Source organism: Agarivorans sp. TSD2052, from assembly GCF_023238625.1.
GTDB lineage: Bacteria > Pseudomonadota > Gammaproteobacteria > Enterobacterales > Celerinatantimonadaceae > Agarivorans.
In genome coordinates this window covers 1,150,621-1,176,736 of sequence record NZ_CP096670.1, presented here as the reverse complement: position 1 = coordinate 1,176,736, position 26,116 = coordinate 1,150,621, and the positions used below count along the sequence as shown (strand labels likewise).

Sequence of the window (26,116 nt, the reverse complement as noted above, 5' to 3'; positions counted from 1 at the left end):
CACTCATCATTGTTCATTGATGTTGTAACAACGCTTAGAGAATGTATTCACTAAGCGTTTTTTAATTAATACGCACTAAAAAACATAACCATATCTAAATTGTGGTTTTAAGCACTATATTTTTTCAAAGCCCATATACAATAAAATCAAACTCTTAAGTTGTATAAGGATGTGGTATGAAACGTGTTTTGCTTAGTGTTTGTTTATTAGCTGGCGGCAATTCCCAAGCGGCAGCCCCCGCAATTCCTTCTGCCCAGCGCTGGCTCGAGAGCGTTGAAAAAGAACTTGCCCCCTTTTGGCTGCATCAAGACGCTGCTGGACACCCTATAGGTAACTTCCCTACTTATCGTTGTAACGACGGTTCGCTGTATCAACAAATGGAACCCTGTGATGATTTAGCTTTTGCTCCCGAATGGATGAAACCTCACCTTGGTGAGAGTTATACCCGCATGCAAGCTAGACACACCTTTGTATACGGTGTGATTTTTCACCTCACCGGAGACAAGCAAGCGCTAGAACTAGCCAAAGCAGGCGTTGATTATTTACGCGAACACTTACTTGAAGAACAAGGTTCGGTAATTAGCGTAAGAGAAGCTGGCCAATCCATATACTCAGCCCAGCAACGTACCACCCAAGACTTAGCCTATGCTCAATTAGGTATGGCTTTCTACTATTACCTAAGCGGCGACCAACAAGTGCTCGCCGACATACTTAAAGTAAAAGACTACATTTTTGAACAATACTGGGATGCTGATAGCCAGCGACTGCGCTGGGTAAACGCGCCTTCAAATAACGGTAGCGGCGATGAAATAGAACTGGTCGCCCAGCTGGATCAAATTAACGGCTACATGTTGCTGGTATCCCCCCTCTTACCTGAGCCTCACAAAAGCCAATGGGACGCTGACCTTGCTAAACTGCTCGATACCATAATAAGTCAATTTCTTCGCCCTCAAGAGTTTCGTTTTTGGGGGACCAAACATGGTCAAGAATACCAACTAGATTCAGCTCGGCATAACGATTTTGGTCATACCGCTAAATCATGGTGGATGACGTGGCTAGCCGCTGAATATTTGGGCAATAGCAAACTCGCTCTGCAAAGCCAAGCAGGCTTAAAACAAACCTTAGACGCCGCATTTATTGAACATGGGGAAGGCGGTTGGCGACGTTTGCCCAACGGCGCTCCCGCTATTTGGTGGGAATACGCAGAGCTGGATCAATCAGCGGCAACACTGGCGCTAGTTGATCCCAGTGCTAGCCACTACTTAGCCAGTACCTATCCGCAATGGTTTGACCGCTTCATTGCTGAAGATGGTGGCACCTATCCAGTAGCGAACAAAGGCTTAAAAATACATCTTTGGAAAAGTGATTATCACTCCCTTGAGCATGCTTTAGTTGCTTACTTAACTAGCGCACAACTTAATGGGGAACCAGCAAGATTATATTTTGCTATGCCAGCCAACCAAGCGGCCTTGCGTCAGCCTTACTTCTATCAAGCGAAACAAGCTCAAGCTAGCAAGGTAGGTGAGTGGCAAGGTTTACCGATTAGTGAAGTAAACTATCAAGGAATAGGTATTAAACAGCACAACTAACAAAACCAAGCGGTGGTCAAGCAGATCTTGCTTGGCCAGCGCGAATTTTTCAATAGCCACTTCCAAGCAGCTTCCTTATACACTCTCCAACGCAATCAGTTGCAATAGCGGGGATCTCACGACAAGCTAAACTGCCATAAATATAGAATAACAATGCAATTGAGATAGCCCAAAAATGCTAGCTACCAACGCCATTTCAACTATTGTTCAAAGCATTGTTATTGGTTTAGTTAAATGAGATTGTTAATAAAATTATTATCGCTTTGCGCCAATTCGCAAAAGTACAAATTATTCATGAAACAAAACATCGTCACTTTATGAAGTGTTACCATCGACCGCCGACGATTCGGATGAGAAAATCCCCTTAAGTTAAACCCAATAATCAAAGGAACAGGCATGACAAATACGCCCAAGGTTGAATGTATCTGGCCAGCACAAGCTCAATTAGGCGAAGGTGTTATATGGATAGAGCGAGAGCAAGCCTTGTATTGGGTAGACATCATAAAAGAAAGCCTGCATCGCTATGAACCTGCCACAGGCAAACAACAAACCTGGCAACAACAACCTATGATTAGCGCCATTTTGCCCACGCAAATAAAGGGTGAACACCCAACGTTTATTGCCACCTATGCTGATGGCGTTAAACTGCTACGCAACAACATCACTTATCCGCTCATTGATCCCGAACCACAAGCCCCTGATAATCGCTTAAACGATGCTTGGGTATCCCCAAATGGTGACTTGTGGCTAGGCTCTATGGATTGCGCCATTAAGCAAGCCAGCGGCCAGTTTTACCGCTTAACACCACAATTAAAGCTTGAGTCCTTGCCACAGAAATACTGGGTAACCAATGGCCCTACCTTTTGTGCCAACCAACATTATGGCTACTTTGTCGATACCGAAAACTTCGTAATTTTACGCGCCAGCATTAGCGATAATGGGCAATTAGATGAGTTACAGCCATGGCTTGAGATAGACCGCAGTTTTGGTAACCCTGATGGGATTACCCTAGATGCCCAACAGCATTTATGGGTTGCCCATTACAATGGGGCTCAAGTGAGCCGTTATACTCCAGAAGGCATACTAGAGCGGCAAATAGCGATTCCTGCTCTTAACGTCACCAAGTGTGCCTTTGGCGGACCAAACCTAACAACGCTGTATGTGGTAAGCGCCCGCGCCGGCATGAGCCCTCAACAACTAAATAACTATCCTTTAAGCGGGGGAGTATTTGCCATTGAGCTAGAAGATATCCAAGGCTTAGCCACCCCCGAGTTTGCCATGAGCGAGTGGCCAGAAGGACTTGTTTAAACAAACAAAAAGGCTTAAGCAATTGCTTAAGCCTTTTTGAACGTTACTATAGAAACTGAAAGTCTAGATATTCTGGCAGTCTTTAAAACTTTTTAGTTTTCCAATAAAGCCATTTTTTCCTTCAAGATTAACTAATAATGCAAAACCATATTTAAGTGCTTCTTCGTCATCTTCACAGACCTCTTCAAGGACCATTTTTGTAATGGTCGCTGCAGCTTGAGGGTTCCATTCCATACGATTATCAGTTAAGCGAAATTCGTAAACAATAACATCGCTCGATAGGTAGCACCCCCCTTCAAGATCACTATCCTTGTAACGAACCAAAGAACAGCTGTCTACAATTTTTTGACGAACAGTTTCTTTATGGGGCGCATTAAGCTCTGTTTGGTAACTGGCAGCCACTTCTTCCACCGTTGGTCCCGTTGCTGCACAAGCCGAAAGGCCTAACACGAAAAATCCTAACAACACACTAGTTTTCATACTTCATCCTTGAATCAAACACAGCGAAATTAAATCACCAAATAACAATCGAATCAATAAAAAGACCTTGTAAGTTATATAGATAAGTTCGCTTAAAAAATGTTGTAGAGTAAAATGGCGCTCACAATACGCCTTTCGATTAACTGCGATTATCTACTCAGTATTCAACCAATAAGCTAAGCCACACTCATGCCTCTCCGCCATTACATCATGTTCATGGTACTCGTTGTCAATTTAGCGGCCTGCCAGTCGAGCGGTATAACCACCAACAAGCGAAACTCGCCAGAAACTTCAGGCCTCATCGTTCAATCCATTGAGGGAATTGACGATAGCTTTATCAAAGGCGTAGACCTTTCTTCGATTATTGAAGCCGAAAGTAAAGGGGCTAAGTTTTATGATCAACACGGACAAGCTCAAGATATATTTAAGATCCTGGCTGACCATAACGTGAACTGGGTAAGAATTAGGCTTTGGAACAAGCCTTACGATGTTTATTGGTCAACAGAGCTAACCAAGCATCAAACTCCAATACAGGGGGCGATCGGCGGTGGTACCAACGACCTAGCAACGGCCATTGAGATCGCTAAGCGGGCCAAAAAACACAATATGCAGGTATCGCTTGATTTTCATTACAGTGATTTTTGGGCAGACCCCAAAAACCAAAGAATACCTGGCGAATGGCTAAACCTAGATCAGGCTGAGCTTGAGGACGCCCTTTATCAATTTACCTACAACAGTTTAACCAATATGCAGCAACAGCAAGTGTTTCCGGATATGGTGCAAATTGGTAACGAAATAGATAATGGTTTTGTGTGGCCCAAGGGAAAAACTATCACCAGCCCAGCAGCTATCGCATTAATTAAGGCGGGCATAACTGCCGCCAAAGATGCCAGCCAATTAGCCAAACGCCCACTTCCAATAATGTTACACCTAGGCGAAGGCGGCAATACAGAAAAGTTACTTAATACCTTCGACTCATTTGCTGCAGCCAAGCTGGACTATGACATCATTGGCCTGTCTTTTTATCCTTATTGGCATGGCGACATAAACACCTTGCAGTACAACCTCAGCACCTTATCTCAACGCTACAAAAAGCCAGTGGTGGTGGCTGAAACCGCTTATGCCTACACCTTAGACAACCTAGACAACACCAATAATATATTTGGCAAACAACAACAAAATGATGGTGGTTTTACCGCATCAGTTCAAGGCCAAGCCAGCGCGTTACGCGAGATATTTAATGCCGTAGCAACAGTACCCGCGCAGCAAGGCTTAGGCGTATTTTACTGGGAACCGGCTTGGTTGCGCGGAGGGTGGGTAACCGGCCAAGGGAATGCTTGGGAAAACCAAGCCTTATTTGACCTAAACGGAAAAGTACTAGCATCAATGAATGTCTTTAGCTTGATACATCAAGATGCCTTAAGTGAAGCCCCTATACTGGTGTCTACCGCGACGCCCACCTACCAATTTTCTAAAAATCAAAGCATCACCCTACCCGATACCATTGCAGCCACATACAGTGACGATTCTGTACGTGAAGTTCCGGTTCAATGGTCATTAAAAAACCTCCCCAATAGTCAGCAAGCAGGTACTTATTCAATCAGTGGCTTAAGCAACACTCAACATCCAGTAAACGCTTGGATAGTCGTTTCTAATCAAGAAAATCATATCACTAACCCTGGTTTTGAAGATGGTCATTTAGCGCCTTGGCACTCATCAAGTAAGGTGTTTAAAGTCAGTAACGAGCAAGCCTTAAGCGGGCAATACGCGCTCAACTATTGGGCAGGAAAATCGCAAAAAGTGGCTTTAACTCAAGAAATTACAGGGCTTCCAGTTGGACGTTACCAGCTGAGTGCTAACATGATGGGCAAGCCCTTAAAACAAGGCAGCATTAGCTTGCTGGCCAGTACCACAACTAAATATTACCCGCTGCGTTTTTCCCCTTCAGGATGGAACAACTGGCAACATTACAGTACAGAAATAGTGTCAGTTACAGATGGAAAGTTATCACTAAGCATCAAAGCAGATTTGCCCGCCGATAGCTGGGGGTGGATAGACGATTTACAATTGGTATTGCTTGACGAGAACTCAATACAATGAGTGCATATTATTAATTTACTTATTAATTGAAGTTATTCTTTGCCAATGATTTAATAGATTTTTTTAGTAATCATAGCGCTGTAACCCTATAGGTTTCATCTAAAGATTATGGGCATTTATACAATGGAGTTTTAGATGAAAAAAGTTCTTATCGCGGGCGCTGTGCTAGCGATTGGCGCAAGCGCGGGTGGTTATTGGTATTCACAACAAGCGGGGCCCTCGGTGTCTAGCGATGATGTACTGGCTTACGTACCAGCTGATACCGCCATATTCTCAGCCCAACTGAAGCCATTCCCGGTAAAATCCTATATCAACTCTTTGTCTAGCTCTTACAAAAGCTTACCTACAGATGCCTTTGACGAAGCAGACATTAGCGACCCGCGTGGTAAGTTCTTTTTAGCCTTATTTAACAGCTACAGCGCCGCCTTAAAAGATGGCCAAACCTTTGTTGACACCTTTGGCCTTGCCGATAATCTGCGCAGCTACTTTTATACCCTAGGCGCTGTGCCGGTCATTAAAGTAGAAGTGAGTAAATCCGAGGCTGTATGGGCATGGTTAGATAGCGCAGAGCAACAAAGCAGTTTCACCCATACTAAGCAAAACATCAAAGGTATTGAGTACCGCGCGTACACCTTAAATGATGAAGGCGACGACGAAACAGCCGACCTGATAGTTGCCATTAACAACAACATGCTTACCATTACCCTAAACACCTCTTTTAACGATCAAGCCGTGTTAGAAACAGCGCTAGGCTTATTACCTGCTAAGCAATCTATTGCCGACACGACACTGATAAGCGACAGCCTTACTAAACATGGATTTTTAGACGACGGTATCGGCTTTATTAACCATCAAGTCATTGCTAAGGCGATGACCACTACCGACGGTAACCTGCTGGCCAAACACCTTACTAAGCTGGTGGAAAAAGCCAATGATCAATCCTTAACCGAACTTCGTAATGCTACTTGTGACCAAGAATTTGCCAGTATTACCAGTAACTGGCCTAAAACAGTGGTAGGTTTCGACCATTTAAGTATTAGCGACCAAGAAAGTCGCTTTGACGCTCGTATGGTGGTTGAAAGTAACAACAACGTACTGCTAAAAGCCTATCAATCTATGAGTGGCTTTATTCCTTCTTACGCCTCTAAAACCGAAGATGCGGTATTTAGCATGGCCTATGGCATTGATGTAAACCAACTGGTACCTTCGCTACTGTCAGTATGGGAAGAAATGCTGCAACCAAGCTACCAATGTGCTCCATTAAACCAGATCCAAATGGCTATGCAGCAGCAAAACCCGGGCATGGTTGGCATGATGACCGGTATGGCGAACGGCCTTAAAGGCATAGGCATAGCCGTCTTTAACTACCAATTAGCTGACATTAGCCAACCTGAAGAACTAGAGAGCTTAGATGCGATTATCAGCGTATCGGCTGATAACCCAGCCGTTCTGTTTGATATTGCCAAACAGTTCTCTCCAGAACTTGCCAGTATTACTTTACCCGCTGATGGTAGCCCAGTTGACTTAAGTGGCTTGTTACCTATTCCACCGAATATGAACATTCAACCTAAGTTAGCCCTCAAAGGTAATCACTTAGTGTTATTTAACGGAGAACGCGCCGCCACAGTGAGTGAGCAGCTAGCCTCAGAGCCGGTGCAAAACAACGGTTTACTCAGCATGTACATCGACTACCAACAAATGTTCGAGCCTATCGTAAGTGGCATTGAGCTAAGCGGTGAAGAAGTACCCGAAGAGTTATTAGAGTTAAAAGACTACCGAATCAAAGCGCAGGTGAATATGCAGGTAAATGACCAAGGTATTTCCTTTGGTTCTAGCATGACTAGCCAAGCAGACAGCGCCGTAAACTAAGCATTATTTTTGCAACGCTAATACTAAGGCTCGCAACTGCGAGCCTTTTTTGTGGGTATCGGTGGGGCCGCCCCCCCTATTTAACTAAAGACATTATTAGCTAAAAAACAACAAAAATTGCGCCTTGTTGTTCAACTCCAGCTTACGCAAAGCGCTATTTCTATTGGAAAGGTGAACCGATGTATTAATCCGCTAAGTGTTATTTCAGGGGATACTGAAATGGTTAATCAAGACCCAAATAAACAGCATATTTATTGCGGTATATCATGAGCATTTTTCAAGCAAAAACTATACTTAAAATACAACAGCGATTTGCCTAATAGCGACTCTAAATACGGAGAATACCGCGATGGATTCAATCAAAGACAGAAGCACTTGGGCGATAGGTGGCGGCACCTTAGTGGGGCTAGGTATTGGTTTTTTCTTTTTGCAGCATTCTGCTCTGGCCTTTATTGGGTCGCTGATCGCAGGTTTAGGGTTTGGCCTCTTAGTCACCGCAATACTGTCTAATAAGCACCACCCAAAGTAAGCATAATATTGAAATACCTCACATAAAACGCGACTACCCTCCCCTAAGTCCTGCTTATTTGCGGTAAGTGAACTATGTACTGAATTTGAGTAATTTTGCTTAAACTTAGGGCCCTATACTCAAGTTGAAAGCATATCTTTATTGCGGGGCGGGCTGTTATGTTATTAACCGAAAACCAACTTGTTTGGCTCATGTTCTCCCCCTTCAAGCCAGCGCGACAGGGTCCAATGGCGTTACCCGCTAGTGTGCGATTATTACCGGGGGCTCGGCAAATAAAAGGTCACACTTTACTTAACACCGCGTCTAGCACATTTTATTGACCCATTGAGCAACTGCGGAATATCAAGTAGCCAAGCAAACAGTGTTAGTTAAATAAAACAAAAAAGACCCATAATAAACTATGGGTTTTTTCTTAATTCTCGTTTAGGCAGCATTCTTTAGGTAAGTTTGATAGCGGTCGTAAAAGTGAGAGTTAACAAACTCTTCGCCTCCTTCTACGTCAACTAAGTCCTGACGAGAATACTCAATAAAAAAGCGGTCTCTAAGTACATTTAGCAATAATTCACTTTCTGAAAAATCGTTTGTTTTCAAAGCAAGGTCCAATAGCCAAAAGTAACTAAACACGTCGTAAGGGTGGCTTAATATACCATTGCGCAGCACTGTTTTTGCAGTTTCTGTTTGGCCAGCCAAAAAGTGAATAGAGGCTATTTCAGCTTGAAGCCTCGAGTCTTCGAAAACCACTAAAGGAAGCTGCTTGAGACAATCTATAGCGGCTTGATAATTACCTACATCAGTATAATAGCCATAAAAACGTGGGTGAACAGGTTTTTCTAACTGCATGTATTGGCTGAAAGCTAGCGGTAACTCGGCACCTTCTTGCTCAGTCAAATAAGTTAACAACACGCTTAACACTACATTACTTTGTTGAAAACGCTTAGGAAGACGTTGATAAGCTAATGGAACTTTATCTATATCACCGTTTATAGCAAACTTAACAAAACTATTTAAACGTTGTTGTGTTTTAGCTGAAGTTTTAGCCTCGTTTAGCTGAATCGCTAATGAAAGCATTGAGCTAACGCCCATAGTTAGTAGGGTATTTTCAATATCAACTAGCTTATTGTTACGCCAAATCAGAGTGTAATAAGCAAAATAGTCCCCTTCTGTCGCTCTGTAATAACTTACTTTTTTATCATGCTGATTGAGTTCGCTGCCAACATATGTCCATTGTACATTTGTTTGTTCGCTTAGAACGCCGATCAAACGATCATTCAATGCTTCAATGACTTTTTCCACATCGCTTGTAGATAAAGAGTCAAAAGCAAGCTGTGTTTCAAGATAATCGGCACTAATGTCAACGTTAATTTTAGAGCGCAGTGCCTGCTCTGTGTCCTGATTGAGCGAATCGACAAATTGGATATAAAACCGTTCACTATCATAGCTATGCTCTTTAGCAAATTTACCATTACCAGACAAAGCGCTTGGCTGATGTTCAGCTTCAGTTACCGCGCAAGAGCTCAACAAAAAACAGATAAATAAAATACTGAAATACTTCACTAATTCACCTCCGCGGCACGAGTTTGTTTTAAAGATAACAAGTAATTGACTAGCTTGGCTACAGAACCATAAGCCTCATCTTCGGTAACGTTGGTTACGCTATAACTAATACTTAAGCGCTTACGTGCTTTACGTAATAACTCGATGTGTTGCTCAGTATCTTGCGGCGGTACTGAACGAGCTTTATTGCTGTAAGCATGATTAAATGAAATAGTTCTGTTTTGATAATCAAAGCTTGAGCTAAAGCTTATGTAATCATTTTCCTCAGACCGATGAGCGATTAAACTTGAGAAATCTACATCTTGCGGAAGTACTAAATGAGAACTCTGATAAACAGATAAAGGCGAGCCTAAAGCGAGAGACTGCTGACGATTTACTTTTTCTGGAATGTAGAGATAGTCATCCACCAAATCAGAGTAAAGCTCAAATACTGCCTCTCCATCCGCGATAGTCCAAAATTCTGGTACTAGGTAAGATTCACTAATAGTCAGTTGATTAGTGTTAGCGTCATCCACTACTTGAACGGCTTGTAGGCTGCTAAGTTTTGGGTATAAACGTTGGTAGTACTCTAAGTACTCCTTCGACATACGCTTGGCACTCTTACTGGCCACACGGTAACGCATTCTATCGGCTTGTGTGCCTGTATAGGTGCTTTTAATCAGCAACTCTACTGGTGACTGATAGTCAGCCGCTTTATAGGTTTGTTCAAATATAATTCGGTTATCTATGGCTTGGTAGTCGGGCATTTCTGACAAAGAGCTATTACCTTTGGCAACCACCAACGCATCACCTAAAGAGGATTGAACAATATAATTTAAACTCGTCGCTTGATAATTTTTAGTGGGGTCAATCCAGTATTCGTTACCATTAAAATCAAAGCGAACAATGGCATGATTAAACAGATTATATGCAGGAATAAAATCTCGGACGGTGTTTCGATTATAGGTTGAAACTAAAACAGGATAGGCATCAATTCCCAGAGATTTAAGCGCGGTCACCAGCAAAAAGGATTTGTCTTTACAATCTCCATAGCGGTTATCAAATACCTCAGCAGGAGCGTGTGGGCGATGGGAGTTTTCGCCAAGCTCAATCCCTAAATAACGAATATCTTGTTGAACAAAACTAATAGCTTGCTCCACTGCCGTCTGTTTTGGTAGTGCTTGCAGCTCTTCCAACCAGTGGTCAAATTCATTCGATTTTCCTGGCGAATGTTCAAATAAACCTAAAGCCCAATCGTTTACACCTTTCCAATCGTCAAAGTCGCTGACTAACCAATATGGCTGAGAAAACTCCCAAGATGGTTCATCACCATCAGAGTAATAAGCAGGAACATCAGTTAAGCTTAAAGAATAGCGGGACTCTTTGGCCCGTTTATCTACATTAATCTTCACATCTGTTTTTATTAGCTGGTGATTCAATTTACGCTTATTCGGTGCAATAACACTAACATTGGCTTGCTTTACTTCTATGCCCCAACCCAGCTTAAAAAAGTGGCTGTAGTGGCCTTCAAATACCGGATTAGAGCCTACTATGCTGTAGCTATATTCGATAACATCACCAGCTCGAATATCTTTCAACCAAAGTTGTAGCTGCTTTTGCCCCGAATAAATTTTGCTACTTTTTTCAGGTTCAATGTCCACTAAACGCACATCATGCTCAACCAAACGCGACGACGACTGGCCGTTTCTAATAACCTCAACCTTATGCATTACCACTGTTTGATAATCAGGGCTAAAAGTAATACTTAGATCAGAGTTATCTTCAACACCAGCCGCATCATTAACTTGGTAGCGATATTGATAGAAGCTCTGAACAACATCTAAATTCAAGTTCACTTGTGCGTCATACAGCAAATACTCTAAAGACTCTAGCCCCTCACCTATTTGAGGCGAGTTAAGATCAGCTTCTGTCCAGCTTGGTACTGTTGAGATTTGCCAAAAATTAGATGAGCTGGCGTGAACCACGGAGAGTGGTAACCAAGAAAACAGAATAGTAATAAAACATATACCGAGATACCTAAAAAAATCAATCACTGCGCTTCCTTATGCGTATTGATAAGGCAAACATGATAATGATTAGGCGCTAAAAAGAACAGTTCACTATTGATATATAGAGTTATTTTATTGCGTTATTACAAATAACAGCAGGAGAGTTAAACAATGATGTAGTGACTGGAAGAATAGTATAGAGAAAACCCTCACATTTGTTAAACATCAAAATGTGAGGGCGCATAAATTACGCTTTATCTTCTGCTGCTTGGCAACATGCTGCAGTAAACAATACGTCGGTAGAGCTGTTTAGGGCTGTTTCGGCCGAATCTTGCAATACACCAATAATAAAGCCAACCGCCACCACTTGCATGGCTACGTCGTTAGACACACCAAACAAGCTACATGCTAGTGGGATAAGCAGTAACGAACCACCCGCCACACCCGAAGCACCACAAGCCGATACAGCCGCCACAACACTTAATAAAAGCGCAGTAGCAAAATCAACTTGAATACCCAAAGTATGTACAGCCGCAAGAGACAACACCGTAATGGTAATCGCTGCGCCGGCCATGTTAATGGTGGCTCCTAACGGAATAGAGACTGAGTAGGTATCTTCATTTAGATTTAAGCGTTTAGCTAAATCCATGTTTACTGGAATGTTTGCCGCCGAGCTACGGGTGAAAAATGCGGTAACGCCACTTTCACGCAAACACTTAAATACCAGCGGATAAGGGTTACGACGTATTTTGTAGAATACCAATAGTGGGTTCATCACCAAGGCAATTAATAGCATTGAGCCAATAAGCACCAATAGCAACTGGCTGTAACCTAACAACACCGAGAAGCCCGTTTGCGCAATGGTATTTGCCACCAAGCCAAAAATACCAATTGGCGCTAAGCGAATAACAAAGCGCACAATACTTGATACACCAGCGGCTACGTCATTAAACAGGGTTTTAGTGGTATCTGATGCGCTATGCATAGCAATACCTAAACCAATTGCCCAAGCTAAAATGCCGATGTAGTTACCATTCATAATGGCGCTAATGGGGTTATCTACCACCTTAAATAACAAGGTATGCAATACTTCACCAATGCCTTGCGGTGGGTTTGCAGAGGTCTCCGTGCTCACTAAAATCAGTTCTGTTGGGAACAAAAAGCTCATACCAACAGCGGTAAGCGAAGCTGCAAAGGTACCTAATAGGTACAAGTAAATAATCGGGCGTAGTTGGGTATTTTGGCCGCGTTTATGGCTAGCAACAGACGCCGCTACCAATACAAAAACTAATACCGGAGCAACGGCTTTTAGCGCACCAACAAATAACTCACCAAATAAACCCACGGATGTCGCTACCGTTGGCGCTGCGATAGCTAAGATACTACCCGCAACAATACCGATGAGAATTTGCAGCACTAAGCTACCTTGGGTAAAAAAACGTAATATGCTGTTGTTTGTTTGTTGTTTCATGCTTCTTATTATCCTTTGGTGAAGCTATATAACTGGCGAAGGCGTAACCATATAGGATGAAACACCAACTTTAAACCAAATATCGATATAATATTGACACACCACAAAAACTTATTCAGATAAGCCGTCTAAACACTAAGCTCCTCACTTGCGCTTTGATAAAAAGCCATGCCGCGACCTGATTGATCCGTTAATCACTATTTCAACTTGCTCAACACATCCGTCACTACTTACACTTCAAGGAAGCGTCGAGTTTTCTATGCACCTAAAACATCAAATCAAAATAAAACTTGAATAATAATTAAGCCAAGAGTATAAATTGACGCATCGTCACATTATGACGACGTGTCACCAAAAGAGAACACATGAATACAAAAACCAGAAAAGCCCAAGAAGTAGCGAACCGCGAAGAGCTGTTATTAGACATAGCGCTCGAGCTAATGGCAGAAACCGGCTTTGCGGGCTTAACCATGGATAAAATTACCCAACGGTCTGAGTATTCTAAAGGCACCGTTTATAATCACTTTAACTGTAAAGAAGATGTGTTATGCGCCTTATGTTGTCGCTCAATGCGTATTCAAATCGATTTATATCAGCGCATTGCTACCTTTGAGGGCTGTACCCGAGAAAAGATGATTGCGATGGCGTTTGCCTATCAACTTTTTAGTCGTCTTTATCCAACGCTATCAATGGTGGTATTAAGTATGAAAACCCCCAATATCTTGGAGAAGACCTCGAGCGCGCGTAGCGCGAATGTGAATGAACATGAAGACAGAATTCTTGGTACCGCCATTAAATTGATTGAACAAGCCGTTGCCTTAGGCGAGATCCCAGCGAGTAAAAACGTAAATGCAAATGCGGCTACTTTTGCTGCGTGGTCAATGGCTTTTGGCACTAATGCACTCACCAGTGCGGTGTCAAACAAACAAACTCATGGCTGTTCTAGCGGCATGGATACTCAGTATGCCTTACTCTATAACGTTAATTTGTTGTGCGACGGCCTAGCTTGGAAGCCGTTATCTAATGAGCAAGACTACCTCGCCACTTGGCAACGTATTGGGCAAGAGTTATATGCCGACGAGCTTGCAACACTGGAGCAAACGGCACACCTGTAATATCAGCTTTACATAGGCCCTTAAACTCGCATCGCCAATTTAAGGGATTAACAAGAAAAAGTGCCAAGTTGTTCTACCTTTATTTAAGTAGTTAAAACAAAAGCACCATAGGCAAGCAAGAAAAACCGCGGTAACTAGCGGTTTTTTAAACAACACAAGTGACGATTCGTCAATTTTAGACCAATCGTCACAATCAACTTTAAACCAACTGAATGGTTCAATTGGTAAAGGACAGGGCTATGGAACAGAAATTTTTTAGTCAAGTAATCGCGCGACCTTGGTTAACGCTAATGCTATTAATGTTAACAGTAATGGCGATGGCATCTGGTGGGCGTTTTCTCACCTTTGTGGGGGATTATCGAATATTTTTTGGCGAAGATAACCCGCAGCTCCAAGAATTTGAAAGCATGCAAAAAGTCTTTAACAAAACCGACTCGGTGACTTTTGTTATTGCCCCAGAACAAGGCGATGTGTTCAACCATCAATCGCTAAGCCTTATCAAAGAACTGACCGATGAATCTTGGCAAATTCCCAACTCAACCCGCGTAGACTCTATTACCAACTACCAACATACCGAAGCGGTAGAAGACGACCTATGGGTAGAAGATCTATTGCTGGAAGCGGATATGTTAGATCCGCAAAAAATAGAAAAAATAAAACAAGTCAGCTTAAACGAGCAATTACTAGAAAGCCGCCTAATCAGCTTAAATGGTCAGGTAGCGGTAGTGGCCGCCACCATTACCATCTCTGAAGATGATATGCAGACCGAGGTGCCTAAAACCTCGCAGTTTGTTCGAGACTTACAAGCTAAATACCAACAAGCCTACCCACAACATAAGATACTGCTGTCTGGCATGATCATGATGAACAATAGCTTCATCGAACAGAGCCAAAAAGACATGTCTACCCTTGTGCCGTTAATGTTTCTGCTGATTTTGGTGATGTTAGCCATTTTGCTACGCTCGGTACTTGGCATGTTAGCGACCTTAGTGGTGATTGTGGTGACTATTGCTAGCACCATGGGCATGGCAGGTTGGATGGGGTTTGCTCTAAATACGGTTACCGTTAATGTACCCACCATGGTAATGACTTTAGCCGTAGCCGACTGTGTACATGTTATCGCTTCAATGCTCTATGAAATGCGCCAAGGAAAATCAAAAAATGAAGCCTTGGCATTTAGCTTAAAAATTAATAACAGGGCTATTTTCTTAACCAGTGCCACAACCGCAATTGGCTTCTTAACCTTAAACTTTTCCGACTCACCGCCTTTTCAAGCTTTAGGCACCATTGTAGCGGTAGGGGTAATGCTGGCCTATGTGTATGCACTGACTATATTGCCTGCACTGTTGAAAATTCTACCGATTAAGCAAGTCGCCAATACCGCGAGCCGCTCTAATTACGATCGCTTGGCCAACTTTGTGATTGATTCACGCAAGTGGCTAATGCCAGTGACCATTGTGGTAATCGTTGGGTTTATAGCCATGATCCCGAGAAATCAGCTTAACGATGTGGCCACCGAGTATTTCAGCAAGCAGGTAGATTTTCGTCAATCTACCGACTTTATGGAACAGAATATATCTGGCATTACCACTATCTCTTACGAAATAAGAAGTGGCGAAAGTAGCGGGATTAACGAGCCCCACTACATGCAAAAAATCGCAGACTTTAGTGCGTGGCTGCGGGAACAACCAGAAATTGACAACGTAAACAGCATCTCCGACATCATGCGCCGTTTAAACAAAAACATGCATGCCGACGATGCCGTATACTACCTGGTGCCTGAAGGGCGTGAGTTGTCAGCGCAATATTTGTTGATGTACGAAATGAGCCTACCCTACGGCTTAGATCTCAACAATCAAATCAACGTAGATAAGTCTGCCACTCGCTTAACCATTACCACTAAAAACATGGGCTCTATTGGTATGATCGCGCTAGAGCAACGCTCATTAGCATGGTGGCAAGATAACGCCCCCGAATACCGAGTAATAGCCGCCAGCCCTAACCTTATGTTTGCCCACATTGGCGAGCGTAATATGCCACAAGCCTTGAAAGGTGCATTTTGGGCTTTAGTGCTCATCTCGGTACTGATTGGTATTTCACTACGCTCGCTGCGCCTAACCTTTATTAGCTTGTTGCCGAACTTAGTACCAGCAGGCATTGGCTTTGGTATTTGGGCGCTGATAGACGGCAATATCAACCTAGGATTGTCGATAGTGATCAGCGTAACCTTAGGCATTGTGGTAGATGATACGGTGCACTTTCTCACCAAATATCAGTATGCGCGCAAACAAGGGAAGTCGGCAGAAAACGCCGTACGTTACGCCTTTGTAAGTGTGGGTAAAGCCTTAGCCATTACTACCGCAGTGCTAGTGGTTGGCTTCTCGGTGTTAATAGGCTCAACCTTCACCATTAATTCAAATATGGGGCTACTCACCTCTATTATTATTGCCGTGGCCTTAGTCATCGACTTCTTACTTTTACCATTACTTTTGATCACTTTCGACCGTGCAAAGGGAGCAGAAAATGCAGCAGCACTTCAACAAAAAACCGCCTAACATGTGGATAAACAGAACACTCATTCTAGCGTTAAGCCTGTTGCTACCGCAGCAAGTGTTAGCCGAAAGCCCAGCGGAAAAAGGCCTACGGATAGCCCAAGAACGAAAAGCCTTTGATTTAGGCTGGGTTGATTCGAAAGCCGAAACAGAAATGGTGCTATACAACGCCCAAGGGGATACCAGCACGCGCTCTATTCGCATTCAATCGCTAGAAGTAGACGGTGATGGCGACAAAGCATTAAGTGTGTTCGACCACCCAGCAGACGTAAAAGGCACCGCCTTTTTAAGCTTTTCTCACGCGCTAGAACCCGACGAACAGTGGTTATACTTACCGGCCTTAAAAAGGGTAAAACGCATTGGCTCTCGTAATAAATCGGGGCCTTACATGGGCAGCGAATTTGCCTTTGAAGACCTAAGCTCATTTGAAGTAGAAAAATACACCTATACCTACCTGCGTGACGAAACCATAGCAGGCCAAGACAGCTACGTAATAGAAAATGTGCCTGTAGACAAATATTCCGGTTATACCAAACAAATAACCTGGATGGACAAAGAAGCCTACCGCGTACATAAAGTAGAGTTTTACGACCGTAAAGGGCAGCTACTTAAAACCCTCACCATGAGTGATTACCAAGTGTATGCCGACAAACATTGGCGTCCGTCTAAAATGCTAATGGTGAATCACCAAACCGATAAAAAGACCGAGATGTTTTGGAACAATTATCAATTTAAAACGGGCGTAAGCGAGGCAGCCTTTAACAAAAACAAGCTTAAGCGAGCACGCTAATGAAGCCAGCTTATCGAATTCTTAGCCTCGCTAGCACCCTAGCGCTGGCCAGTTTTAGCAGTAACGCCATGGAGCTGCGCGGTAACATTGCCGCGCAGTACCGCGGCTTTTTTGAAGAAGGCGCATTTCCTAACCAACACCAACAGCATCAGGGCTCTATTAGCGTAGAACCAGAGCTATATTGGGAGTGGAATGACGGCATCGACAGCATTACGTTTACGCCATTTGCCCGCGCCGACTCTATGGACAGTGAGCGTAGCCATGCCGATATTCGCGAATTAAAGTGGCTTCATCTAGCCGACGAGTTTGAACTAGAAATAGGTATTGCTAAGGTGTTTTGGGGCGTAACCGAAACCCAGCATTTAGTCGATGTAATTAACCAAACTGACTTTATTGAATCGCCCGACGGCGACGAAAAACTCGGCCAAACCATGCTGCACTTTAATACTTATCAAGACTCGGGTATTTGGGATATTTTTATTTTGCCAGGGTTTAGAGAGCGCACATTTGCGGGGGTAGACGGCCGTTTTCGCCCGCCTTTACCGGTAGACCAAGACAATGCTAAATATGAATCGGGCGCGGGGAATAAACATGTAGATGTTGCCGCGCGCTGGGCACAAACCTTTGGCGATTGGGATGTAGGTACCGCATATTTTAGAGGGACCAACCGTGACCCCTTGTTAATACCTAGCCAAAACGGCACCCAGCTTACCCCCTACTACGAGCAAATGGATCAGCTCGGCGTAGATTTACAAGCTACCTTAGGTGATTGGTTATGGAAGTTTGAAGGTTTATATCGCAATACCTCAAGCAACAGCTATAGCGCAGCAGTAGGCGGTTACGAATATACCCTTGTAGGGCTATTTAACAGCAGTGCCGATTTAGGTTTACTCACCGAATATAACTGGAACAGCGACGGTAAAGAGGCCACATCCACCTTTCAAAACGACCTCTACCTAGGCGCTCGCTGGGTATTAAACGACGCCCAAAGTACCGAGTTTTTACTAGGTGGCGCTATCGATTTAGACTACGACACCAATGTAGTCACCCTAGAAGCCAGCCGACGTTTTGGCGAAAACTGGAAGGGCGAACTCGATCTTTGGTACATCGACGCCGATGATCTCGCCGACCCCACTTATGCCTTTAGCAAAGACAGCTTTGTACAAGTAAACATGGCCTACTTTTTCTAAGTTCATAGTAGGCCTCCGTGGGAATCATTTCCTACCGAAACATCGGTAGGTTGTTTTCCCTCATCAAAACTCGGCAATGATTCATTCCCTCCAATCAGCTGCTAACACTTGAATTGGTGAGAAATGTTGTTAGGCTGCAGCTAGTTTGTATCTAATTTGGAGACAATGAGATTATGCGTGTTGAAGACTTGTCGTTATTTATCAAAGTGGTTGAATCAGGTAGTTTTAGCGCCGCTGCTCACTCATTAGACTTGCCTCGCGCCAACGTAAGTCGGCGTATTAACGAGTTAGAACAGAGCCTTAATACCCGTTTATTCGTACGCACTACCCGTAAGTTAAACTTAACCAATCAAGGCCAGCAATACTACGAAAGCGTGCAAGACATAATGCGTCGCTTAATAGACGCAAACAGCGCCTTACAAAGCCATACATCTACACCCACAGGTCAGGTCAAGGTGGGAGTAAATGTAGGGAGTGATTATTATCTTATCGACATAACTAAATCATTTAAAAAGCTCTACCCCGATATTGATATTGAAGTACGTTATTCTAACGAAAGCTATCAAGGGTTGTTTGAGCATGGGCTTGATATGGCGATGTATATTGGCGATTTAACCGACTCAAGCTTTGTCGCTCGAAAACTCGGCGGATTTAATAAAATAGTGGTAGCTAGCCCCGCTTACCTAAAAGCCCACAGTACCCCCAAAACACCGCAAGACTTATTACAGCACAGTTGCATTGTATATCGTCGTCACGACCAAAAATTAGAAAATCGTTGGCAATTCTCTAATCAAGATATTGAAGTAAACCATCACCACATTAGTAATAACTATACCCATATTGCTCAAGCGGTAGAAGCCGATTTAGGCATAGCCTTACTGCCCTATATTTTGGCTTACCCGATGCTCGAAAATGGTAGCGTATGTCACTTAATGCCAGAATATTTATCACCCGCCGAAGACGCTTGGATGGTTTATCCAAGCCGTAATGGTTTAACGCATGCTGCGCGTTTACTCCTAGAGCATATTATTTCGCGGATCCCAACCTACATCTAATTGTCATGAAATTCGTGACACATATGTTCTCTTTCGCTAGCAGATAGCCACAATTAAAGTGTTTACTATGCACGCTCTAAATTTATCTTTCGGGGCAAGCTATGAAACACTCCTATATCGCTATAGCGTTAAGCGCAACATTACTTAGCGCCTGTAGTAACGAACAACCAGCAGAAACCATTCACACCAAGGTACGTCCGGTTAAAGTCATTAGCCTAACTGCTGCTACCCAGCTGGAAAATCAACACTACAGTGGAGTGTTAAGCTCTAGCACCAGTTCTAAATTGGCCTTTCGTGTGCCGGGCACAATAGAAGAAGTGCTGGTTTCTAGCGGCGAATCGGTAACTAAAGGCCAACTACTCGCCCGCCTAGACCCACATGACTATCAAGTAAGCTTACTGGAGCTACAGGCAAAACTCGCCGAAGCGACTGCTGCGCAAACCTTGGCATACAATGAGTACCAGCGTGTAGAACAAGCCACCAGAGACAACGCCATTGCTCCGGTAAACTTAAACCGCGCCTTAAGCGGTAAGCAACGTGCTGACGCTATGGTAGAAGTAGTAAACCAAAATATTCAACGCGCTAAAGACGCCCTGCGTTATACCGAACTTCACGCCCCATTTGATGGTGTAATCGCTCAGCGATTTGTGGAAGACTTTGAACAAGCGGTACCAGCGCTTCGCGTATTTACACTGCATAAGCCAGAGCAACTAGAAGCGGTTATTGATGTACCAGAGAATCAAATTGCCAGCTTTAAACTTGGCCAGAATGCGCAAATCACTTGGCATAACCAAGAGCAAGCCTTACCAGTAGAGCTAACTGAAATTGCCACCGTGCCAGATTTAGTCAAGCAAACCTACACCGTAACCTTCACGCTAAAGCAAGCGGCTAAAGACATTTACCCAGGTAAGTCCATTCACTTATCATTGGCTCAAGATGCCTCTCAACAAACCCGCTACTGCTTGCCTCATTCAGCTTTATTACTGGATGGCTCTAGAGCCCAAGTATACCGTGTTGAGCAACAGCAAGTTAAAAGTGTACCCGTAGAAATTGTTAATCAAACCCAGCAACAAGTATGTGTATCAGGCGATTTACGCCAACAAGACAAAATCATTGTGGCAGGAAGCCATTACCTTAAACACGGACAACAGGTAGGTAAATTGCTTGAAGTGAAGGGGGCTTAAGATGAATTTAGCTGAATTTGCTATTAGGCAACGCACTTTTGTGTGCTTCTTTACCGTGCTTTGCATTATTGCTGGTATAGGCTCTTACATTGGTTTAGGCAAACTAGAAGACCCGTCTTTCACCGTAAAAAGTGCTGTTGTCGTTACCCTTTACCCGGGGGCCTCGGCGCAAGAAGTGGAACAACAAGTTACCGACAAAATTGAAACCCGTTTACAAGAAATGGGCGCGGTGTGGAAACTACGCAGCTTATCTCGCCCTGGTAGCTCGATGATCTTTGTCGATCTAAAAGAAAACACCGCATCAGAAGAGCTGCCCCAGCAATGGGACTTACTGCGCCGTAAAGTAAACGACGTAAAATTAGATCTCCCTGCCACTGCGCAAATTAGCATCGTGCAAGACGAGTTCTCTGAAGTGTACGGTATGTTGTTTGCGGTTTACGGCGAAGGGGTAGAACCCGCCGAGCTTAAGCAGCAAGCTAAAGAACTACAACGCCGACTAAAAGCTGTCGACGGCATTAAAAAAGTTGAGCTACACGGTCTGCCACAACAAATCGTTACTATCGACTTACCAAACGAACGTTTAGCCGAAAACAACCTTTCTAGCCTACAGGTGTTTAACCAGCTTACTACCCAAAACATGGTGCTTGATTCAGGCAGTTTTAAAGTGGGTGAAGAACGCATTCGAGTGAGCCAAAACGGTACATTCAGCAATGTTAATGACATTAAAAACTTACTGATTAAAACTGGTGTAGCCAATGTAGGTAGTGGCTTAATCCGCTTGGGTGACATCGCCGACATTTACTTGGACTACCAAACACCCGCGCTATCGCAAAGCCGCTTTAACGGACAACCAGCAGTTACCATTGCAGTAAGCCCAGTTGACGGTATCAACGTAGTCGCCTTAGGCGATACCTTAAAACAAGTATTAAATGACTACACCAGTGAACTACCCATTGGCAGTGAAATAGGCACAATTGCTTTTCAACCTGACGAAGTAAAAAAATCTATCAATAACTTTGTGAGCAACCTGGTTGAGAGTATTGTTATTGTCGTCGCAGTTTTGTGGATCTTTATGGGTTTACGTAGCGCGGCCATTGTTGGCTCTAGCTTGCTGGTTACGCTACTTATTACTCTAATTTACATGCTCTTGGCTGGGATTGATTTACAACGCGTATCGGTAGGCTCATTTATTTTGGCCTTAGGCATGCTGGTAGATAACGCCATCGTCATTACCGATATGTTTAAAGCTAAACTTGCTCAAGGTATCGACCGTTTTCAAGCCGCCACCAGCAGCGTAAAAGAAACCGCTGTGCCTTTGTTGGCTGCTACCGTCATCGCTATTGCGGGCGCAACGCCGGTATTATTATCCCAAACTGACGCCGCAGAATTTGCGGGGTCGGTATTCCAAATATTGTGTAGCTCACTATTGCTTTCGTGGCTAATTGCCATGACCTTAACGCCACTCATGTGCTGGACATTTATTAAAGTAGACCCAACACAAACAGAACAAGCAGAGTCGAAGTTAGTAAAAATGTCTCGCCGAGTATTAACGTGGGTAGTGGCAAAACCGTTTAGCGCTATTGCCTTAGTGATTCCAGCGCTGTTAGTTACCGCGTTAATAGTGCCAAAAATTGCCATTAACTTTATGCCAGGCTCTGACCGCCCGATTGTATTTCTCGATTATTGGCTACCCAATGGTGGGCAAACTGAGATTGTTTCTCGCGATATGCTAGCAATTGAAAAGTGGTTACTAGAACAGCCAGAAGTGACCAGCATCTCTAGTTACATTGGTGCCAGTGCCCCGCGATTCTCGGTTACCGTTGAGCCAGAACCTTATGATAGTAGCTATGGGCAAATACTCATCAATACCCGTGACTTTGAATCTATTGACAGCTTAGTGGAACGCGGTGATCGCTGGTTAATGCAACAATACCCCAATGCAGAGCCACGCTTTAGAAATCTAAAACTAGCGACCAAAGATAAATTTGCCCTTGAAGCCCGCTTTAGCGGCCCAGATCCAAAGGTATTACAGCAGCTGTCTGAGCAAGCGCAAGCCATTTACAACGCTCACCCCAATACTAAGTATGTTCGTGACGATTGGCGCCAAACTAGCAAACAGTTAGTGCCGTTAATGAATCAAGACAAAATGCGCCGTGCGGGTATTAACCGTAGCGATGTTGCATTGGCTATTCAACGTGCCTCTAGTGGCGTTGTAGTAGGTGCGCTGCGCCAAGGTGATGAAACCTTGCCGATTAAATTACAAAGCACTAACACCGATATTGCGCATTTAAACAATTTGCCAGTGCGCTCACTACTTGGTTTACATAGCGTACCCCTTAGCCAAGTGATTGACGGTTTTGAAACCCGCGAAGAACAAAGCCTAATTTGGCGCAGAAACCGCGTGCCTATTATCACCGCACAAGCCGCAGTATTTGGTGCCACGCCATCAGATGTGCGTAAAGAGATAGCGGAGCAAATTTTAGCCATAGAATTACCTCACGGCTACAGCTTTGAATGGGGCGGCGAATACTACGACGAAAAACGCGCGCTAGACGATACCATTAGCCAAATTCCGAAAGCTGTCATCATTATGGTGATTATTATGGTGGCTTTGTTTAATGGTCTTAAACAGCCCGCTATTATTCTCGTCACCCTGCCTTTAGCCTCTATTGGTTGTGCCTGGACCCTGTTCTTATTTGATAAGCCCTTTGGTTTTATGGGCTTAACCGGCGCAGTGGCTTTATCGGGAATGATTATTAAAAACGGTATTGTACTCATAGACCAAATTGAACTGGAGCGTAAGCAAGGTCGTAGTATTAACGATGCCATTATCGAATCTACGATTAACCGTACTATGGCTATCTCTATGGGCGCGCTAACCACCGTATTAGGTATGGTGCCGCTACTTACCGACCGCTTATTCGACCAAATGGCAGCCATTATTATAGGTGGGTTAGTCGTCGCCACCTTCCTGTCGCTAGTTATTATGCCTGCTTGGTATCGGATCTTTTACCGTAACGAAGAACAAAGCCAACCTGAGCCTGAAGCTGAACCATCTGTGGAGCTTAGCCATGAAAACAACTAAACCTTTTACTTTTAAACCCAGCAAAGCAACGCTGTTACTCGTGTCGGTATTTGTTACAGGCTGCTCAATGGGGCCTGATTATCAAGCGCCAAATCCAGATATGGACGCCGCATACTCAGCGCAAACTGAGCAGCTAAGTACGCAACAAACGGTAACCAGTGGCTGGTGGTTACAGTTTAACGACAGCACATTGAATAGCTTGGTTGAGCAAGCCCAGCAGCAAAACCTAAACATAAAGATGGCAGCCAATAGAGTACAGGCTGCTCAATCTTACCGAAATGCCGTTGCCTCGTTTAAAGTGCCAACGGTAAGTTTAGGGGGCGGCTACACGAGCTACCAGTTAAGTAAAAATGATCCGCTAACTGGTCCAGCTTTTGGCATCGACAACCCATTGGGAGGTGGTCAGCTTGATTTACTGGAACGGCAAAATGGCGGCTTCTTTGCTGGCGCTAACGTTAGCTGGGAAATGGACTTATTTGGACGTATAAACAAGCAAGTAAGCGCCGCTGAAATTCGTGGTGAGCAAGCTGAAATATACCACCAAGGTATGCACACTTTGGTCACTGCTGAGATAGTTAATAACTACCTGCAGTATCGCGGTGCGCAGCAACGTATTGTTATTGCCCAACGTAATATTAACGAGCAAAAAACCGTACTTAAGTTAGTTAAATCGTTAAGTGCTAGCGGTTATGGTTCTGAATTAGATGTTGCCAAAGCGCAAAGTGCTTTGGCCCTTAGCCAAGCAGCCTTACCGCAGTTAAACAGTGCCGAAAATGTGCACTTACATCGCATGGCATTAGTACTAGGGCAAAGCCCTTCGCAGCTAACCCAACAGCTTAGTGGCAACAGCGAACTGCCTAGCTTTAATGGCCTAATTCCGGTGGGTTTGCCGTCGGATTTACTGACTCAACGTCCCGATATCAGCATTGCTGAGCGCGAGATGGCAGCAGTAAATCAAGAGTTAGCGGCAACGGTAGTGTCAGACTACCCTCGGTTTTTCTTAACCGGTGGACCGGGTTTAAGCGCAGAAAACTTTGATGATTTATTCAAAGCTGATTCAGGTGCTTGGTTAGCTTCGGTTGGCGTGCAATGGACATTGTTTGATGGTGGTCGTCATGACGCAATGGTAGAAATACAGCAACAGCGCTTTGATAATAGCGCGCTGCATTACCAGCAAGCAGTAAACGCCGCGTTTATTGAGGTTGAAACCATGCTAATGGCTTACGGCAATAGCCAAGAATTTGCCGTCAATATTGACCACGCTAGCCAGCAAGCAAACATTGCACTAAGTAAAGCTAACTCGCTATACCGTGCCGGTTTGATTGATCACTTAGCAGTGCTCGATGCCCAGCGCCAGCAAAACCTATTAGAAGATGCGCAAGTGTTAGCCAAGCTACAAACTGCCAACATCATTGTGGGTTTACATAAAAGCTTAGGGGGCGACTGGACCATTAATTAACACCTTTTCGGTGCCTTGGCTCTTTGGATTAGCCAATCGGTTCTCACTCTTGACACTAAGAGCTAAGGCACCACCGCCAACCCATATTCATCACTATCAATCTCATTTAGGCGCTTGGCGAAGATCTTAATATACTGTCTCGCTGATTGTATTTAAAAGCCAAGCGCCCTTTTAATCGCTAGAAAACAAATCAATTTCTTTGGACAGGTAAAATCCGTTGTTAAGGTGTTTAAGCTCATCTTCAGAAAAATCAGCTGGCGTATATTCATTGGAAGGTTTACCGCCAACCAATAGGCCCATCGTTTGATAAGCCGCCGCCACCAATTCACTACAAAATAACGAAGCCAAGTTTTCTTGATTCTCACCCCATGGCCCCTGCCAGCCAGCACGCGCTAACTCCCAGAAGCTCTGCTCATAATGGCGCCCTTGAAAATTTTCCAGCAATTGCATTAATTCAATTAAGGATGCTTCCGTCAGTTCCCCGCCTAACAGTTGGCGAACCGAAACACTGCCCGAGTGCCGATTGATCTTTTCATCTAAGGCTACCACCTGCACACCGTTACTCATTTGTTTACTGTATAAACATCGTTCGCCGGTCATTGGAACGGCTTCCCATAGGGTGACGAAATCGTAATCGTCAAGTAGTAACACCATGCCTACATGTGACCACTTGCTAAAGGTGCCGTAACGAATGATGTCACTGCTAAAGCCTTTACCTGAAAAAAAAACCAAGTCTCCTGTTTTGAGTTCTGTGGCTAAGTGTTGGTACTTCAGCATTTTGCCTACTCTTCAAATCAT

Annotated in this window: 18 protein-coding genes; 13 read left to right on the top strand and 5 right to left on the bottom strand. The window is 44.0% G+C overall.

The window, feature by feature from the left end:
* Positions 1–176 precede the first annotated feature (176 nt).
* Positions 177–1,589: an AGE family epimerase/isomerase gene (locus tag M0C34_RS05275; protein ID WP_248714610.1), complete on the top strand. Its 1,413-nt coding sequence runs from the start codon at positions 177–179 to the stop codon at positions 1,587–1,589.
* A gap of 396 nt (positions 1,590–1,985) precedes the next feature.
* Positions 1,986–2,897, top strand: a complete 912-nt coding sequence (locus M0C34_RS05270; protein ID WP_248714609.1) for an SMP-30/gluconolactonase/LRE family protein — start codon at positions 1,986–1,988, stop codon at positions 2,895–2,897.
* Positions 2,898–2,960: 63 nt separating this feature from the next.
* Here the strand turns inward: M0C34_RS05270 and M0C34_RS05265 are convergent, their stop codons facing one another.
* A complete protein-coding gene (locus tag M0C34_RS05265; protein ID WP_248714608.1) occupies positions 2,961–3,377 on the bottom strand; it encodes a hypothetical protein in 417 nt (138 codons plus the stop codon).
* A gap of 189 nt (positions 3,378–3,566) precedes the next feature.
* Here M0C34_RS05265 and M0C34_RS05260 point away from each other — a divergent pair, with 189 nt between their 5' ends.
* From M0C34_RS05260 to M0C34_RS05250, 3 genes are all read left to right on the top strand, one after another.
* Complete coding sequence (locus tag M0C34_RS05260; RefSeq protein ID WP_248714607.1) at positions 3,567–5,477, top strand: glycosyl hydrolase 53 family protein; 1,911 nt, start codon at positions 3,567–3,569, stop codon at positions 5,475–5,477.
* A 135-nt stretch (positions 5,478–5,612) separates the two neighbouring features.
* Positions 5,613–7,346, top strand: coding sequence for a hypothetical protein (locus tag M0C34_RS05255; RefSeq protein WP_248714606.1), 1,734 nt, complete (start codon positions 5,613–5,615; stop codon positions 7,344–7,346).
* Between the two features lie 349 nt (positions 7,347–7,695).
* Entirely contained in the window at positions 7,696–7,875 is a 180-nt protein-coding gene (locus M0C34_RS05250) for a hypothetical protein (RefSeq protein ID WP_248714605.1), read from the top strand.
* Positions 7,876–8,298: 423 nt separating this feature from the next.
* Here the strand turns inward: M0C34_RS05250 and M0C34_RS05245 are convergent, their stop codons facing one another.
* From M0C34_RS05245 to sstT, 3 genes are all read right to left on the bottom strand, one after another.
* Positions 8,299–9,429 carry a tetratricopeptide repeat protein gene (locus M0C34_RS05245; protein ID WP_248714604.1) on the bottom strand — a complete coding sequence of 377 codons (1,131 nt, stop codon included), beginning with the start codon at positions 9,427–9,429 and terminating at the stop codon, positions 8,299–8,301.
* Positions 9,429–11,462, bottom strand: coding sequence for a DUF3857 domain-containing transglutaminase family protein (locus M0C34_RS05240; protein WP_248714603.1), 2,034 nt, complete (start codon positions 11,460–11,462; stop codon positions 9,429–9,431). Before M0C34_RS05240 ends, M0C34_RS05245 begins: the two co-directional genes overlap by 1 nt.
* Before the next feature lie 202 nt (positions 11,463–11,664).
* Positions 11,665–12,888 (bottom strand): serine/threonine transporter SstT, encoded by a 1,224-nt coding sequence (gene sstT / locus M0C34_RS05235; protein ID WP_248714602.1) that lies wholly within the window; start codon positions 12,886–12,888, stop codon positions 11,665–11,667.
* A 365-nt stretch (positions 12,889–13,253) separates the two neighbouring features.
* On the opposite strand from sstT, the gene M0C34_RS05230 reads away from it, so the two are divergent.
* The 8 genes from M0C34_RS05230 (at position 13,254) to M0C34_RS05195 (ending at position 25,318) form a co-directional block, all read left to right on the top strand.
* Positions 13,254–14,003, top strand: coding sequence for a TetR/AcrR family transcriptional regulator (locus M0C34_RS05230; protein WP_248714601.1), 750 nt, complete (start codon positions 13,254–13,256; stop codon positions 14,001–14,003).
* A gap of 239 nt (positions 14,004–14,242) precedes the next feature.
* The gene (locus M0C34_RS05225) at positions 14,243–16,558 is read left to right on the top strand and encodes an efflux RND transporter permease subunit (protein WP_248714600.1); all 2,316 of its coding nucleotides are present in this window, start codon (positions 14,243–14,245) and stop codon (positions 16,556–16,558) included.
* On the top strand, positions 16,527–17,345 hold the full coding sequence (locus M0C34_RS05220; RefSeq protein ID WP_248714599.1) for an outer membrane lipoprotein-sorting protein: 819 nt from the start codon (positions 16,527–16,529) through the stop codon (positions 17,343–17,345). The genes M0C34_RS05225 and M0C34_RS05220 overlap by 32 nt, the downstream gene beginning before the upstream one ends.
* Positions 17,345–18,535, top strand: a complete 1,191-nt coding sequence (locus M0C34_RS05215; RefSeq protein ID WP_248714598.1) for a hypothetical protein — start codon at positions 17,345–17,347, stop codon at positions 18,533–18,535. Before M0C34_RS05220 ends, M0C34_RS05215 begins: the two co-directional genes overlap by 1 nt.
* Positions 18,536–18,708: 173 nt before the next feature.
* The gene (locus M0C34_RS05210; RefSeq protein ID WP_248714597.1) at positions 18,709–19,590 is read left to right on the top strand and encodes a LysR family transcriptional regulator; all 882 of its coding nucleotides are present in this window, start codon (positions 18,709–18,711) and stop codon (positions 19,588–19,590) included.
* A 101-nt stretch (positions 19,591–19,691) separates the two neighbouring features.
* Complete coding sequence (locus tag M0C34_RS05205; RefSeq protein ID WP_248714596.1) at positions 19,692–20,774, top strand: efflux RND transporter periplasmic adaptor subunit; 1,083 nt, start codon at positions 19,692–19,694, stop codon at positions 20,772–20,774.
* Position 20,775: 1 nt separating this feature from the next.
* A complete protein-coding gene (locus M0C34_RS05200) occupies positions 20,776–23,859 on the top strand; it encodes an efflux RND transporter permease subunit (protein WP_248714595.1) in 3,084 nt (1,027 codons plus the stop codon).
* Positions 23,846–25,318: an efflux transporter outer membrane subunit gene (locus tag M0C34_RS05195; protein WP_248714594.1), complete on the top strand. Its 1,473-nt coding sequence runs from the start codon at positions 23,846–23,848 to the stop codon at positions 25,316–25,318. Before M0C34_RS05200 ends, M0C34_RS05195 begins: the two co-directional genes overlap by 14 nt.
* 171 nt (positions 25,319–25,489) lie before the next feature.
* Here the strand turns inward: M0C34_RS05195 and M0C34_RS05190 are convergent, their stop codons facing one another.
* A complete protein-coding gene (locus M0C34_RS05190; RefSeq protein WP_248714593.1) occupies positions 25,490–26,095 on the bottom strand; it encodes a YiiX/YebB-like N1pC/P60 family cysteine hydrolase in 606 nt (201 codons plus the stop codon).
* Between the last annotated feature and the right edge of the window lie 21 nt (positions 26,096–26,116).

What these genes read in the sequence shown, in the direction of transcription:
- M0C34_RS05275 (WP_248714610.1), top strand. Translation starts at nt 177, where the DNA reads ATGAAACGTGTTTTGCTTAGTGTTTGTTTATTAGCTGGCGGCAATTCC.
- M0C34_RS05270 (WP_248714609.1), top strand. Translation starts at nt 1,986, where the DNA reads ATGACAAATACGCCCAAGGTTGAATGTATCTGGCCAGCACAAGCTCAA.
- M0C34_RS05265 (WP_248714608.1), bottom strand. Translation starts at nt 3,377, where the DNA reads ATGAAAACTAGTGTGTTGTTAGGATTTTTCGTGTTAGGCCTTTCGGCT.
- M0C34_RS05260 (WP_248714607.1), top strand. Translation starts at nt 3,567, where the DNA reads ATGCCTCTCCGCCATTACATCATGTTCATGGTACTCGTTGTCAATTTA.
- M0C34_RS05255 (WP_248714606.1), top strand. Translation starts at nt 5,613, where the DNA reads ATGAAAAAAGTTCTTATCGCGGGCGCTGTGCTAGCGATTGGCGCAAGC.
- M0C34_RS05250 (WP_248714605.1), top strand. Translation starts at nt 7,696, where the DNA reads ATGGATTCAATCAAAGACAGAAGCACTTGGGCGATAGGTGGCGGCACC.
- sstT (WP_248714602.1), bottom strand. Translation starts at nt 12,888, where the DNA reads ATGAAACAACAAACAAACAACAGCATATTACGTTTTTTTACCCAAGGT.
- M0C34_RS05230 (WP_248714601.1), top strand. Translation starts at nt 13,254, where the DNA reads ATGAATACAAAAACCAGAAAAGCCCAAGAAGTAGCGAACCGCGAAGAG.
- M0C34_RS05225 (WP_248714600.1), top strand. Translation starts at nt 14,243, where the DNA reads ATGGAACAGAAATTTTTTAGTCAAGTAATCGCGCGACCTTGGTTAACG.
- M0C34_RS05220 (WP_248714599.1), top strand. Translation starts at nt 16,527, where the DNA reads ATGCAGCAGCACTTCAACAAAAAACCGCCTAACATGTGGATAAACAGA.
- M0C34_RS05215 (WP_248714598.1), top strand. Translation starts at nt 17,345, where the DNA reads ATGAAGCCAGCTTATCGAATTCTTAGCCTCGCTAGCACCCTAGCGCTG.
- M0C34_RS05210 (WP_248714597.1), top strand. Translation starts at nt 18,709, where the DNA reads ATGCGTGTTGAAGACTTGTCGTTATTTATCAAAGTGGTTGAATCAGGT.
- M0C34_RS05205 (WP_248714596.1), top strand. Translation starts at nt 19,692, where the DNA reads ATGAAACACTCCTATATCGCTATAGCGTTAAGCGCAACATTACTTAGC.
- M0C34_RS05200 (WP_248714595.1), top strand. Translation starts at nt 20,776, where the DNA reads ATGAATTTAGCTGAATTTGCTATTAGGCAACGCACTTTTGTGTGCTTC.
- M0C34_RS05195 (WP_248714594.1), top strand. Translation starts at nt 23,846, where the DNA reads ATGAAAACAACTAAACCTTTTACTTTTAAACCCAGCAAAGCAACGCTG.
- M0C34_RS05190 (WP_248714593.1), bottom strand. Translation starts at nt 26,095, where the DNA reads ATGCTGAAGTACCAACACTTAGCCACAGAACTCAAAACAGGAGACTTG.